The 14,592-nt window shown below is 66.9% G+C and carries 9 protein-coding genes; 7 read left to right on the top strand and 2 right to left on the bottom strand.

The window, feature by feature from the left end:
• Positions 1-85 precede the first annotated feature (85 nt).
• The 3 genes from NX02_RS15980 to NX02_RS15970 all read left to right on the top strand — a co-directional run bounded on the left by NX02_RS15980 (position 86) and on the right by NX02_RS15970 (position 3,819).
• Positions 86-1,681 carry a hypothetical protein gene (locus NX02_RS15980; RefSeq protein WP_025293206.1) on the top strand — a complete coding sequence of 532 codons (1,596 nt, stop codon included), beginning with the start codon at positions 86-88 and terminating at the stop codon, positions 1,679-1,681.
• Positions 1,681-3,261, top strand: a complete 1,581-nt coding sequence (locus NX02_RS15975; RefSeq protein ID WP_025293205.1) for an O-antigen ligase family protein — start codon at positions 1,681-1,683, stop codon at positions 3,259-3,261. The genes NX02_RS15980 and NX02_RS15975 overlap by 1 nt, the downstream gene beginning before the upstream one ends.
• Positions 3,262-3,417: 156 nt before the next feature.
• Positions 3,418-3,819, top strand: a complete 402-nt coding sequence (locus tag NX02_RS15970; protein ID WP_025293204.1) for an Imm50 family immunity protein — start codon at positions 3,418-3,420, stop codon at positions 3,817-3,819.
• A 146-nt stretch (positions 3,820-3,965) separates the two neighbouring features.
• Here the strand turns inward: NX02_RS15970 and NX02_RS15965 are convergent, their stop codons facing one another.
• Both NX02_RS15965 and NX02_RS15960 read right to left on the bottom strand, forming a co-directional pair.
• Positions 3,966-5,348: an oligosaccharide flippase family protein gene (locus NX02_RS15965; protein ID WP_025293203.1), complete on the bottom strand. Its 1,383-nt coding sequence runs from the start codon at positions 5,346-5,348 to the stop codon at positions 3,966-3,968.
• A complete protein-coding gene (locus NX02_RS15960; RefSeq protein ID WP_281178217.1) occupies positions 5,345-6,565 on the bottom strand; it encodes a glycosyltransferase family 4 protein in 1,221 nt (406 codons plus the stop codon). Before NX02_RS15960 ends, NX02_RS15965 begins: the two co-directional genes overlap by 4 nt.
• A gap of 188 nt (positions 6,566-6,753) precedes the next feature.
• Here NX02_RS15960 and NX02_RS15955 point away from each other — a divergent pair, with 188 nt between their 5' ends.
• From NX02_RS15955 to NX02_RS15940, 4 genes are all read left to right on the top strand, one after another.
• Positions 6,754-7,572, top strand: a complete 819-nt coding sequence (locus NX02_RS15955; RefSeq protein ID WP_025293201.1) for a 2OG-Fe(II) oxygenase — start codon at positions 6,754-6,756, stop codon at positions 7,570-7,572.
• A gap of 23 nt (positions 7,573-7,595) precedes the next feature.
• Positions 7,596-8,738, top strand: a complete 1,143-nt coding sequence (locus NX02_RS15950) for a glycosyltransferase family 2 protein (RefSeq protein WP_039996629.1) — start codon at positions 7,596-7,598, stop codon at positions 8,736-8,738.
• 11 nt (positions 8,739-8,749) lie between these two features.
• Positions 8,750-9,670, top strand: coding sequence for a glycosyltransferase family 2 protein (locus tag NX02_RS15945; protein ID WP_047100077.1), 921 nt, complete (start codon positions 8,750-8,752; stop codon positions 9,668-9,670).
• A gap of 223 nt (positions 9,671-9,893) precedes the next feature.
• Positions 9,894-14,588 (top strand): MupA/Atu3671 family FMN-dependent luciferase-like monooxygenase, encoded by a 4,695-nt coding sequence (locus NX02_RS15940; RefSeq protein ID WP_245648608.1) that lies wholly within the window; start codon positions 9,894-9,896, stop codon positions 14,586-14,588.
• Positions 14,589-14,592 lie beyond the last annotated feature (4 nt).

The raw sequence follows: 14,592 nt of genomic DNA, 5'->3' as shown, positions 1-14,592 counted from the left end.
TCGGCCGGTCTTAAATCTGCCAATGCCGTTCGGCGCCTCCCACGGCTAGATCGGTCGGGGCATGGCATGGTGTGGAGGCGTTGCGTTGCCCTATCCCGGATCGTTCAAGCGTAGTCGGCGGCGGAAGCTCTATGCTCGGATCGTCGGCGCCCTCGGGCTGGTGGGGGTGGCGACCGCGGTTGCCGCCTATGCCTTTCCGGGTCGCATCGAGCGGCTGACCGGCGGCGCGACCGCCGCCGCGCCCGCGGCCGCTTCGGTACCGGCGCCCGTGACGACCACCGCGATCGGCATCAACCTGTTCGGCCTGCCGGTGCACAACCGCCAGCAGGTGTTCACCAACCTGATCGCGCAAAGCGAATGGTTCTCCAACGAGGGCGATGGCTGGACGGCGCTGCCCGCCGACCAGATCGATCGCGAAGGCTGGGTGCGCTCGCTGAAGCCCGGCCAGACCGCGCCGCGCCCGTTGACCTTGCCGCCGGCACCGTTCGGCACCACGCTGGTGCGCTGCACCTGGCAGGGCAGCGGTGAGCTCGACGCCGGCGGCGCGGCGCGCGTGCGCGATCGTGGTTCCAATTCACTGACCTTCGACCTCACCGTTACCGGCAATCCGGATGAAGGCGCGTGGGTGGAACTGATGCGCACAAATCCCGGCGATCCGTTGCGCGCGATCGACTGCCGCGAGACGAGCCGCCCGGCGGCAGAGCGCTTCCACCCCGAATTCGTCGCCTATGTGAAGCAGTTCGGGTTGATCCGATTCCTCGACTGGCAGCGGATCAACGACAATGCCGCGGTCCGCTGGTCCGACCGCACCTTGCCGACGCACGGGTCGCAGGCGGTGGCCGGTGGCGTGTCGATCGAGGATATGGTCGACCTCGTCAACCAGACCGACGCCGACCCCTGGCTGCTGATGCCCTACAAGGCGGACGAAGCCTATATCCGCAACTTCGCGAAGCTGGTGCATGACCGGCTCGATCCCGACCGGACGGTCCATGTCGAACTCGGCAACGAGGTGTGGAACGCGATCTTCGACGTCTCCGAACAGGCCGAGCGCGAGGGGCGGGCGCTGAAGCTGGGCGATGGCGACGGCACCACCGCGCAGACCTTGCGCTATGCGCAGAAGGTGCGCACCGCGATGAAGATCTGGACGGAGGTGTTCGCGGATCGGCCGGGCAAGCTCGTCCGTGTCGCATCCTACCAGCACGTCAATCCCTATCTGGGCGAACTGATCCTCGGCTATGAGGATACGGCGCAATGGATCGATGCGCTGGCGACCGCGCCCTACATCTGGATGGAGCTCGACGGGATCGACGCCGGCTCGGTCGACCGCGTGTTCGCGCACATGCCCAAGGCGATCGACGAGACGATGGGGTTCGCCGAACAGAACCGCACGCTCGCCGCACGCTTCGGCAAGCGCTTCATCGCCTATGAGGGCGGCCAGCATCTCGTGACCAACGATATGGCGCTGGCGCAGGCGATTCAGCGCGATCCGCGCATGGCCGATGTCTACCAGCGCTACCTCGAACAATGGGATAAGCGCATTCACAGCACCCTGATGCTCTATGCGTCGACCGCGCCGATCGCCGATTACGGCTCCTGGGGCCTGCGCGAATATGCCGGCCAGCCCGTGGAAGAGGCGCCCAAGCTGCGCGCCGTGCAGCAGTTCCTGTTGCGACGACGCTGATGCCTGTCGGACTGATTGCCGTCGCGCTCGTCTCGGTGGTGCTGGGGGTGCCGTTCGGCGGCCTCGGCTATCTGAAGCCCGCGCTGCACATCGCCATCGTCAGCGGCGGTTCGGCGTGGCTGTTCCGCCATTGCCTTAAGGCGGAGCATCGCGACGTCGTCGGCAATGTCGCGTTGGGCGTCGCCGTGGCGATGCCGCTGGTCGTTTTCTCGCTGCCCAAGCTGTTCATGCTGCAGATCGTCATGCTGCTGTGGGTGCCGCTGATCGCTCGCGGCGCCTTCGAGCGGATGGTGCCGGTCTATCTCTTCTCGATGCTGCTGCTCCCGCCGCTCGACATGAGCGTGGCGGTGGGATCGCTCAAGCTGTTCGAATTCGGCATGCTCGATGCGCTGGGCTTCGGCGCCGGCGCCGCGATCCTGTTCAATCCGCAGAAGGGGCGGCCGGGCGCGCAATGGGATGCTGTGGCGATCGGCATCGTGCTGATGATCGCCGCGGCGCTTTCGCGCGACACCAGCATCTCCAACTTCCTGCGCGCCTCGCTCAACGTGATGATCGACCTCGGCCTGCCCTATTATGTCGTCAGCCGCGGCATTCGCAACGTCGACGATGTCGAGCGCACGACCTTGTGGCTGGCGTGCGGCGCGGTCGTGTTCGCCGCGATCCTCGGCTATGAGGCGCTGCGGACCTGGCCGATGTATAACGATCTCTATGCCAAATATGGCGTGCCGATGATGCTGATCGTCAAGGCACGCGCCGGCATGCTGCGCGCCGGCGGGCCGTTCATGGAGCCGACCTCGGCGGCGATGGTGCTGGCGATGTTCACGCTCGCGCTGTGGGTGTGCCGCGATCATTTCCGATCCTGGATGTATCATGGGGCGGTGCTGTCGATCGCGATCTTCGGCCTTTACGCCCCGCAATCGCGCGGCGCCTGGATCGGGCTGTGCATCGCCATCCTCGCCAGCGACGCGATCCGCGGCCGCTTCGCACCGCTGATGGGCAAGCTGATGGTGATCGGCGCCGGCGCGATGGCGCTGTTCACAGCCGCTCAATTCTCCCCCCACCTCTCCGAATCCCTGGGGATGTCGGGCAATTCCAGCGATACGTCCGAATATCGCCGGATGCTGTTCGAGCGCGGTATGGAAGAATTCTGGCGCAGCCCGATCTATGGCTATTCGACGCCGCAGATCCTCGAGCGGCTTGAAGACCTGCGCCAGGGCGAAGGCATCATCGACTTCGTCAACACCTATATCTGGATCATGCTGATCGGCGGCAGCCTCGGCATCGTGATGTTCGCCGGCGGTTTCGCCGTCTTCCTCACTGCGCTCGCCACCTCGCGCCCCGCCCAGGTACCTCGCCTGATCGCGCCGACCGCCTTCGCCTTCGGCTGCCTGCTGATGGTGGCGGAGATGCTGATCTTCACCTCCTTCGGCGGCCGCCCCGCCTTCTACCTGTTCGGCATCTTCGGCTTCTCCGCCGCGCTGCTGGGGGTACGCCACTGGGCGGTGGCGGAAGAGGTGCCGGCGCTGCAGCCCGCGCCGGAAGTGGTGCCGCTGGTCGGATTCAAGGCGCTGGCGTCGTAGGGGCGGGCGCTATCGGAGCGGCGAACAGGCCGAATTCACTGTAACCTTTGTCACCTTCGCCCCGCCGAGCCCTCGCTTTGGGAGACGAGTGGGGCTGGCCAACGCTTCTCTCATACGGCCGTTTGACGACGGCTCCATCTGAGTTATCGGCGTTGAATGAGCGAATTCGTGTCGATTCCGGGTTGGGCCAGCTTGGTTGAATGGTTCGGCTGCTCTCCCAACTTTCACGACGCTGAGGTCTTGTTTCTCGATCTCAGGCGCGCCCCGTACTCATCCACAATCCGGATCCATGCGTGGCGAACGACAAGCGAGGTCGACGAGGCCGGTTATTTTATCTTGGACCGCCATGCTTTGGTGACATTCACGATCGACGGTATCCAATCTTTAAGATTGGAAGACTGGAATCATCAGAACGTGCTCGCGGCGTTGTGGATTGAAAGGACCGGCGACGAGCACGCTCTGCATCTCGCCGGGACCTACGGGATGGATGGAGAGATCGCCGCGACCGCAATTTCGGTAGCGATCGAACCGTTCGATCAAACGGCGAATGGCTGTTAAAATCGTTGCCACCTCTGTTGCTCTCTAGAGACCGGAATGGCTGACAGCAGGGTGTTCAGCAGCAGCGCAAGTCCTCAAAGAATAAACCCGACCGGACCATCACTGATCCGATCGGGTCCATCCCATTAGTGCATTTCCGGCCGGTATCAGATGAACAACCGCCGGATGATCAGGTCGCCGATCGTTCCTACCAGGATGCCCGCGCCGCCCGCCGCCAGGAAGATCATCTCCTGCCGCATGTCGAGCAGGCTGGCGCGGTGCATCTGCCACCATTTGAGCGCCAGCGCGGCGACCTCCATCATCGCGACCCCCAGCACAAGGCCGATGGCGCCGCCCAAATAGAAGCCGGTGGGTGCCGCGATCACCAGCCAGATCAGCTTGGCGACGCTCGCCTCGAAGGTGGCGCGGATGCGGCCGGTGGCGGTGAGCGCCTCGTTGGCGGCGTTGCTGGCGAGCGCCAGCATCGGCGCGATCGCGAGGATCTGCAGGTAGATGGCGGCGTCCGCATAGCGCGGGTCGTAGAGGATGGTGATCACCAGCGGCGCCGATCCGATCAGGCCGCCCGCGGCGAAGGTGAACAGCAGCGAGGGCATCCAGCGCTTGGCGTAGAATTGCGCGCGCAGATCGGCGACGCCTTCGCGGAAGAGCTGCGAATAGGTCGGGTAGAGGACGCGGCTGGCATAGGCGCCGGTGAAGGCGAGGGGGGCGGATGCGAGGTTGCCCGCAAGGATATAGAGGCCGAAATCGTCGAGCGGCATCAGCCGCGCCAGCAACAGCTTGTCCGATTGCGCGAGCACCAGCGAGATCAGGCTCGATCCGGTGACGAACCGCGCGAACTTCCACAAATCCTTCGCGAAGACCGGTTCCCAGGCAAAGCGGCGCGCCGAGTTGGAGAACATCACGTAGCTGAGCAACGTCTTGAAGCTGCTGCTCACCAGCATCGCGACGAGGATCGCCCAGTAGTTCCGCCAGAAATAGGCGAGCGTGGCGGCAAAGATGATCTGGATGACCACCACCGCGGCCTCCAGCAGCGACAGCCGCAGGATCTGGCGGTTGCGCAGCGCCGTCAGCAAGGTCAGCGAGGCGACCCCCTCGATGATGAAGGTCAGCGACGAGACGAAGATGATCGGCGCCAGTTCGGGCTTGTCGAACAGCAGCGCGATCGGCTCGGCGAGCGCCATCAGCAGCACGGTCAGGAAGGCGGAGCGGATCAGCGAGATCGTCCACACCGTATCGAGGAAGCGGCGATTGTCGCCCTCGGCATGGCGGACCACGAAGGCCTGGAACCCGAGATCCGACGCCATCGCGACGGTGAACGAGATCGACCCGATGACCCCGGCGATGCCGAACACCTCGGGCACCAGCAGCCGGGTGAGGATCACGCTGCTGACCGCGCGCAGCAGATTGTTGATCACCACGAAGATGACGACGACGTTGGTATCGCGCTGTGCGATCTCCAGCAGCTTGCGGATCAATGCGCGCGCGTCGAACGCGGGCGGTGCCAGCTTCTGGACCTGTCCGTGACTCATGATTTGCCTTCCAGTGCGGCGCTGTAGCAGTCGAGGAGCTGCGCCCCGACCGCCTCTACCGAGAAATGATCGCGGCACCGGATGAAGCCGCCTTCTGCGATTTTCGTCATGAGCGCCGGATTGCCCAGCAGCATGTCCAGCCGCGCCGCCAGCGCATCGGCATCGCCGACGGGGGTCAGCAGGCCGCTCTCGCCATCGACGATGATCTCCCGGCCCCCCGGCCAGTCGGTGCAGACCATCGGGCAGCCTGCGGCGAAGCCTTCCAGCAGCGCATAGGGGAAATTCTCCCAGCGCGAGGCGCAGACGGTGACCTGCGCGGTATGGCGCAGCGCGGTGATCTGGTCGGGCGTCTGCTTGCCCAGATAGCGCGTGCGGGCTTGCGCCTGGGGCGAGAGATGTTCGGCGACGAACGCGTCATAGTTGACCAGCTTGCCCGCCGCGACCTCCAGCCCCATGTCCGGGCCGACCAATGTCAGGCGGGCGTCGGGGCGGCTGCGCAGCAGCGTGTCGAACGCGCGCAGCATCGTGTCCGCCCCCTTCCAGTAATCGAAGCGGCCGACGGCGAGGATATGTCCGGGCTCGCAGCGCTCGGCGCTCCAGCGGATCGCGGGCGGCGCCAGCGCGATCGGATTGGGGATGACGTTGCTCGCGGCGGTCGCTGCGCGCGCATATTGATTGCAGGTCGCGTCCATCACCGCGCGGGTCGGCGCGGTGAGCGTGCGCGCACCGCGCACGGCGCGACCCTCGGCACCGATGCGCTGCCGGTCGGCGCGTTGCTCGTCGGGCGTGCGCGGACGCGGGGGTTTCAGGAAATGCGGGCCGTGAAGCCGGGTGACGATCGGCACCGCGGTGCGCCGGCGCACGGTATCCGACCAGCCGAAGCTTTCCTCCATCTCGACGATGTCGATCGGCGCGATGGCGCGTGCGGCGTTCACCTGCCGCGCGATGATTCGGCCGACTTCGGGCATCGCGCCGTCGTTGAGTGAATCGATCCGGTGCATCGCCTTGCGACCCAGCCTGGCGAACAGGCTGCCGCCATTCTCTGCCTGAACCAGCGGCACCGCGCGGCCATCGCCCAGGAACAGCTGGCCGTCGGCGATCACCGACGCGTCATGGCCGCTGGCGATGAAGTGATTCCGCACCGCCGCCACATAGCTGACGATACCGTTCGCCGCGCCAGATGGCGGCCAATGAGGGGAGCAAAGCCCGATATGCACCGGCAAAAACCTCCAGTCCGACGGTACCTGCTTCTATTCATCCACCCCGAACGCTGTCGATTATGAGAAATCCGTAGGTGTTTTGACGGCTTGTTCCGAACCGGTTGGAAGCGCTTAATTTAGGGCATCTGAAACGCGCCGTTCGCCGCGCGCTTCATCTCGTGCGTCGATCCTGAAAAGGGGTGGGAATGCCACTGCTCAGTTTAACCGATCTCGGTGGTTACCGGTGCTTCGACTTCGACCAGTGCCATGCGGCCGGCGAAGGGCTTGCGACGGCCTATCGTGCCAACGCGCCCTTCCCGCACATGGTGATGGACGATTTCCTCGACGAGGATCTGCTGCGGCAGGTCGTCGCGGAATTTCCCGACAGCAGCGGGCAGGATTGCTTCCTGCGCGATCAGGAACGCTACAAGTTTCAGTTCCGCCCCGACGAGTGCCACGGCCCCGCGACGCGGGTGCTGTTCGCGGAACTCAACTCGCGCGCCTTTCTCGCCTTCCTCTCCGCGATGACGGGGATCGAGGGGCTGATCGCCGATCCCTATCATGCCGGTGCCGGCTTGCACGAAACGCGGCGCGGCGGCCATCTCGGCATCCATGCCGACTTTCCGCACCACAATGACATGAACGTCGACCGGCGGCTCAACCTGCTGATCTATCTCAATGATGATTGGGATGCCGGCTATGGCGGTGCGCTGGAGCTGTGGGATCGCAAGATGAAGGCGGCGGAGCAGCGGGTCCTGCCGCTGCTGGGCCGCGCCGTGGTGTTCAACACCGACAGCGATACCTTCCACGGCCACCCCGATCCGCTGAACTGCCCGCCCGAACGGTCGCGGCGCTCGATCGCGACCTATTACTACACCGCCCGCAAGGTGGAAAAGGGGATCGAGCGCACCACCGATTTCCGCCGCCGTCCCGGCACCACCGACAAGCGCGACTGGCGGATCATGATGCAGCATCTGAAGGCGGACTGGATCCCGCCCGTGCTGCAGCGCCGCCGCAGCGCCTGAAGGCAGATCGAAGGCGCTGAACGATGATGCTGCTGTTCGTCTGGCTGCTCTGCCTGATCGTTGCGCTGCCCGTGGCGGTGCTCGCGATCGAGTGCGTCACCGGCGCCTGGGCACGGGCGCGGGCCATCGCGCCCGCCGTCGGCGCGCCCGCCTTTACCGTGCTGATGCCCGCGCACGATGAGGCTGCGGGCATCGCCGGGCCGGTGCGGGCGGTGCTCGCGCAACTTCGCCCCCAAGACCGGCTGATCGTGATCGCGGACAATTGCACCGACGAGACCGCCGCCATCGCACGCGGTCTGGGGGCGACGGTCATCGAGCGAACCGATCCCGAGCGGCGCGGCAAGGGCTGCGCGCTGGAATTCGGCCGGGCGCACCTGTCGGCGGGTGCCGATACGGTGGTGGTCATCGTCGACGCCGATTGCGAGCCGGAGCCGCTTGCGCTCCAGCGCCTCGCCGAGACTGCGGGGCGTTGCCACGCGGTGGTGCAGGGCGCCTATCTGATGCTGCCGCCGGATGACGCGACCGCGATCGTCCGCGTCTCCTGCTTCGCGTTCCTCATCAAGAATCTGGTGCGCCAGCGTGCGCTGGCCGCGTTGGCGGGAGCCGCGCTGCTGCAGGGCAGCGGCATGGCCTTTCCGCGCGAACTGTTCCGCCGCATCGAATGGCGGCCCGACTCGCTCGTCGAGGATCTGGACATGGGGCTGGACCTGCTGCTCGAAGGCGAAAAGGTGCTGTTCGAAGAGACGGCGCGTTTCACCAGCGCCGCCAGCTCGCAGCGTGGCACCGAGGGGCAGCGCCGCCGCTGGGAACATGGCATGCTGCATTCGATGGCGGTCTATGTGCCGCGCCTGCTGCGTGCAGGGCTGCTGATGGTGGCGCTCGACCTGATGGTGCCGCCCACGGTGCTGCTGATCGGCATCGCCGGCCTCGCGACATTCGCCGCGCTGCTGCTCGCCGGCTTCTCCACGCCTGTTCTCTTGCTGATCGGTCTCGAACTCATGCTCGCCATCGGCCTGATCGGCGCGTGGCACGCACATGGACGGGCTCTGCTGCCGGCGCGCAGCCTGGCGCAACTGCCGGCCTATCTGCTGTGGAAGCTGCCGATCATCGCCCAGTTCGCCACCCGCCGCCAGAAGCAATGGATCCGGACGGAACGAAAGCCATGAACGATATGTCCATGCGGAAATTCGAAGGCAGCGGTGCTGCCGTGCCCGATGTCGGCTTCGTCATCATCGGCCGGAACGAGGGGGAAAGGCTGCGCCTGTCGCTCGCCAGCATCCTGCCGAAGGCGCAACTCGTGGTCTATGTCGACTCGGGGTCGAAGGATGGCAGCGTCGCGCTGGCGCGCAGCCACGGCATTCCGGTGATCGAACTCGATACGTCGATCCCGTTCACCGCGGCGCGCGCGCGCAACGCCGGCGCGGCGTGGATGATGGAGCGCGTGCCCGATCTGCCCTTCATCCATTTCGTCGATGGCGATTGCGAACTGGTCGATGGCTGGCTCGAAGCCGCGCTCGAGGCGATCGGGGCGGAGCCCGACCTGGCCTCGGTCTGTGGCCGGCGGCGCGAACGCCACCCCGGCGTCAGCCCCTATAACTGGTTGTGCGATCGCGAATGGAACACGCCGGTGGGCATCGCGGATACCTGCGGCGGCGACGCGCTGTTCCGCACCGGGCCGTTCCGCGAGGTCGGCGGCTTCTCGCCCGATCTGATCGCGGGCGAGGAACCCGATCTGTGCCACCGCATCCGCCGTGCCGGCTGGCGCATTCGCCGGATCGAGCGCGAGATGACGGTGCATGACGCGGCGATGACACGCTTTCGCCAATGGTGGCAGCGCAACCGCCGCAGCGGCTATGCAATGGCGGAGGCGGTGGTGCGCCGCGGGCGTGAAAATCCGCGGCTGTGGCATCGCGTCGTCAGCAACACATTCTGGTCGCTGCCGATCGCCTGGCCGCTGTGGCCGCTGCTGTGGCTGCGCGTGTGCATGAAGGGCGGCCCGGTATTCGCCAGCTTCATCACGCTCGGCAAGCTGCCGCACCTGCAGGGGCAGATCGACTATTGGCGCAAACGCCGCAGCCGATTGATCGAGTATAAGTAATCCGGAAGTCGATCGCCCGAGCGATCACCATCTCTCGCTTATCCGAATGGATCAGTCAGGCGCCGCGGTTCGATCGACCGCGGCGCCTGATGTTTTCTTGAGTGGGACGAACCGGTCCCGAAAATTCCCCGCGCGGAAAAATCCTACCGATTTTGCCTACGGGGTTGTTGAAATAGCTGCGGCCGCGGGCGCTGCCTACCATGAGATCAAGAGGGAGATCTCCATGGATGGATTGACGGTTCCGGGGACTATCGACCGGTTTGTCTCGGCCATGAACGAAGGCAGGATCAGCGTCGAACCCACGGCCAAACTGCGTTCGGTGCTGATCGGCAACGAGACTTTGCTCGTCGAATGCGCCGACATGCTTCAGCGCAGCGGCCACGAGATCGTGGCGGTGGTCGCGGGGCAGGGCGCCGCCGCCGATTGGGCACGTCGCGCCGGGCTGCCGCTGTTCGGCCACGCCAGCGCGCTGTTGACCGCCGGCCTCGGCCCGATCGACTATCTGTTCAGCATCACCAACCTGTCGCTGGTGCCCGCGCCGGTGCTGGCGCTGCCGCGCCGCGCCGCGATCAACTTCCATGATGGCCCGCTGCCCGATTATGCCGGGCTCAACACGCCGGTGTGGGCGCTCCTCGGCGGAGAACGCCAGCATGGGGTGACCTGGCACCTGATGACCGATGCGATCGACGCCGGCGACATCGTCGTCGCCGAGCCCGTCGACATCGACGAGGGCGAAAGCGCGCTCTCGCTCAACACCAAATGTTTCGAGGCCGGCATCCGCAGCTTCGCGCTGCTGGTGAAGGAGCTCGATACCGGCACCATGCGCCGCCAGCCGCAGCCGAGCGCGCCGCTGCGCCTGTTCGGCCGCGCCGATCGGCCGCAGGCCGCGGCGCCCATCGTTTGGCGGGCGCCCGCCGCGGAAATCGCCCGGCTGGTGTCGGCGCTCGATTTCGGCAGCTATCGCAATCCGCTTGGTGCGCCCAAGGCGGTGTTCGGCGATACGCTGCTGCTGGTTCAGGAGGTCGCGCTGCTCGACAGTGCCTCCGGCGCCGCGCCGGGCACGATCCTGGAAGGCGGCGATATGCCGGTGATCGCCACCGGCAGCACCGATCTGCGCATCCTGCGCTTGGCGGACCTCGACGGCCGAACGACCGGATTGCCGGCGACGGCCGCCGGGGACCAGTTGCCGGCGCTCGATCCCGATGCCCGCGCCGCGCTGCATGCGCTCGATGGCGCCGCGGGCCGTTATGAGGGCTGGTGGCAGCGCCGCCTCGCCGCGCGCGATGTGCTGCAACTGCCGCAGTTCACCGCGGCGGATGCCTCGCCGCTCGCCGACCGCGCTACGCTCGACCGCAGCGTCGCGACAGGTTCGGCGCAGGCGCTGCTGGCGGCGACCATCGCCTGGCTCGGCCGTGTCGCCGATCGCGATCAGGTCGATATCGGCTATGCCGATCAGGTTCATGCCTCGCGGCTGGACGGCGTCGCGCGCTGGTTCGCTGCGGAATTGCCGTTGCGCGTGCGGCTCGACTGGACGGCGTCGCTCGACGCGCTGGCCGACGCGACCGCGCAAGAGATCGGCACCATGCACAAGCGTGTCGCCATCGCGGCGGACCTGATCGCGCGCACCCCCGAACTGCGGGGCCGCACCAGCTTCGCGCACCCGGTGACGGTGCAGATGGTCGACAGCCTCGATCAGGCGGCGCCTGCGGTCGAGACGGTGCTGCACATCGCCATCGCCGCCAACGGCACCGCCTGCCGCTGGTCGTTCGACCCGGCGCGGATCGACGCGGCCGCAGTCGCCGATCTGTGGCAGGGGTTCGAAGCGATGCTGGCGGCCTCCGCCGCCGCGCCCGAGGTCCCGATCGCGCGGCTGTCGCTGCTCGATCCCACCGAATATGTCCGCGTGGTGCGCGAATGGAATGCCGGTCAGGCGCCGACCTCCACCGCCGCCGGCACGCACCAGCTTTTCGCCGCGCAGGCGGCGCGGACGCCAGACCGCATCGCGATCACCGCGCGCGGCGTCTCGCTGACCTATGCCGAGCTCGACGCGCGCTCCAACCGGATGGCGCGCTATCTTGCCGATCTCGGGGTCGGGCCGGACGTGCTCGTCGGCCTCAACCTCGAACGTTCGGTCGAGATGGTCGTCGCGATGCTCGGCATCCACAAGGCGGGCGGCGCCTATGTGCCGCTCGACCCCGCCTATCCACGCGACCGGCTGGCGCACATGGTCAGCGATTCCGGGCTGGCGGTTGTCGTCACCCAGTCCTCGCTGATCGCCGATCTGCCCGATACCGAAGCGCGCATCGTCAATCTCGACGATTCGGGTGGCGCGATCGCCCTGCTTCCGGCCGCGCCCTTCGATGGCGGCGGCCGGCCGGAAAACCTTGCCTATGTGATCTACACCTCCGGCTCCACCGGCCTGCCCAAGGGCGTGATGGTCGAACATCGCAACGTGCTCAACTTCTTCGCGGGCATGGATGAAAAGATCGAAGCCGACGGCACCTGGCTGGCCGTGACGAGCCTCAGCTTCGACATCTCGGTGCTTGAGCTAAGCTGGCCGCTGACCCGCGGCTATCATGTCGTGATCGCCACCGAGCGCGAGGTGCGCGGCGACGTCCCCGCCAAGGGCGTTTCGGCCCAACCGCTCGACTTCAGCCTGTTCTATTTCGGCAGCGCCGACAGCGGCAGCGCCGCCGAACAATATCGCCTGCTGCTGGATGGCGCCCGCTTCGGCGACGCCAACGGCTTCGAGGCGGTGTGGACGCCGGAGCGTCACTTCCACGCCTTCGGCGGCCTCTATCCCAATCCTTCGGTCACCTCGGCGGCGATCGCGGCCAGCACCTCCCGGATCAAGATCCGCGCGGGCAGCGTCGTCGCACCATTGCACCATCCGATCCGCATCGCGGAGGAATGGGCGCTGGTCGATAATCTTTCCAACGGTCGCGTCGGCATCGCCTTCGCCTCGGGCTGGCAGCCGAACGATTTCGTGCTGAACCCCGCGAACTTCGGCGACCGCAGCGGCGCGCTGGCGCGCAGCATGGAGGATGTGCGGGCGTTGTGGCGCGGAGAGAAGCGAAGCTTCCCCGGTGCACTCGGCCATGACGTGGCGGTTCAGGTCTACCCCCGGCCTGTCCAGCCCGAACTGCCGGTGTGGATCACGTCCGCCGGCAACGCGGCAACCTTTGCCGCCGCCGGCCGCACCGGTGCCTATGTGCTCACCCACCTGCTCGGCCAGAAGGTGGAGGAGGTCGCCGAGAAGATCGCGACCTATCGCGCCGCCTGGCGTGAGGCGGGGCACCCCGGTGAGGGCCGTGTCACGCTGATGCTGCACAGCTTCGTCGGTGACGATGTCGCGCAGATCCGCCAGATCGCCCGCCGGCCGCTGATCGAATATCTGCGCACCTCGACCAACCTTTTGCAGCAATATGCCTGGTCCTTCCCGACCTTCCGGCGCCCGGAGGGTGCGGAGCCCGGCGACCAGATCGAGCTTTCGGAACTGAGCGAGGAGGAGACCGAGGCGCTGCTCGAACATGCGTTCGATCGCTATTTCGAGACCAGCGGCCTCTTCGGCACGCCCGAGGGCTGCATGGACCTCATCCAGCGGTTGCGCGCGATCGGCGTCAACGAGATCGGCTGCCTGATCGACTTCGGCATCCCCGTGACGACGGTGCTGGAGCATCTGCCTGCGCTCAACCGGCTGCGGCAGCTCGCCAACCCGACGGCGGGCGAGGGCGGCGAGGCGCTTCCCGACCTGATGGCGCGCCATGGCGTAACCCACCTGCAATGCACGCCCTCGCTGGTGCAGATGCTGGCGAGCGACCCGGCCGCACGGCCGCAGCTTGCCGCGCTCCGCCGGCTAATGGTGGGCGGCGAAGCCTTTCCGCCGCATCTCGCCCGCGACATGACCGGTCTGGTCGGGGGCAGCGTGATGAACATGTATGGCCCCACCGAAACCACGATCTGGTCTGCGGTGCACAACCTCACGACCGAGGATATGGTGCCGCCGCTCGGCCGGCCGCTGGTCAACCAGCAGATCTACATCCTCGACCGCCGCTTCGAGCCCGTCCGCCCGGGCACGCCCGGCGAACTGGTGATCGCGGGAGACGGCGTGGTGCGCGGCTATCTCAACCGCGCCGAGCTGACCGCGGAGCGCTTCGTGGCGGATCCGTTCGCAACGGGTGCCCGCGCCTATCGTACCGGTGACCTTGCCCGCCAGCGCGCCGACGGCACGCTGGAGTTCCTGGGGCGCCTCGACCATCAGGTGAAGATCCGCGGCTATCGCATCGAACTGGGCGAGATCGAGGCGCGGCTCGCCGCGCATCCCGCCGTCGCCGAAGTCGTCGTGGTGGCGCGCGGCAGCGGCGCCGAGGCGCGGCTGATCGCCTATGCGGTGGCGCGTCCCGGCGCGGCCCCGGCGGCCGACGAACTGCGCGAGCATCTGCGCAGCGGCCTGCCCGAGTTCATGGTGCCGTCGCACTTCATGCTGCTCGACGCGCTGCCGCGCACGCCCAACGGCAAGACCGATCGCAACGCGCTGCCCGAACCGGTGCAGCAGGTGCCGGCGACCGATGCCGAATGTGAGGGCGAGCCTGAGGAGCAGAGCCCCCTCGAAGCGCAGATCCAGGCAATCTGGTGCGACGTGCTCAAGCTGCCGCGGGTCGGCCTGCGCGACAATTTCTTCGATCTCGGCGGCCATTCGCTGCTCGCGGTGCAGGTGCATCGCCGGCTGGCCGCGATCGCCGAACGGCCACTGCCGCTGACCGACATCTTCCGCTTTCCCACCATCGCAGCGCTGGGTGCGCATCTCTCCCGGTCGGACGACCAGCCGGCGTCCGCGCAGGAGGGGCTGGATCGCGCCCGCAACCGCCGCGCCGCCCTGCAACGCCGCGGCGCCGCCCGCGCTCTCGCACGGAATTGAACCC

The sequence above is a fragment of the Sphingomonas sanxanigenens DSM 19645 = NX02 genome (genome assembly GCF_000512205.2).
Classification (GTDB): domain Bacteria; phylum Pseudomonadota; class Alphaproteobacteria; order Sphingomonadales; family Sphingomonadaceae; genus Sphingomonas_D; species Sphingomonas_D sanxanigenens.
The sequence above is the reverse complement of the archived record's forward strand: the minus strand, read 5'-3'. Positions and strand labels throughout refer to the sequence as shown.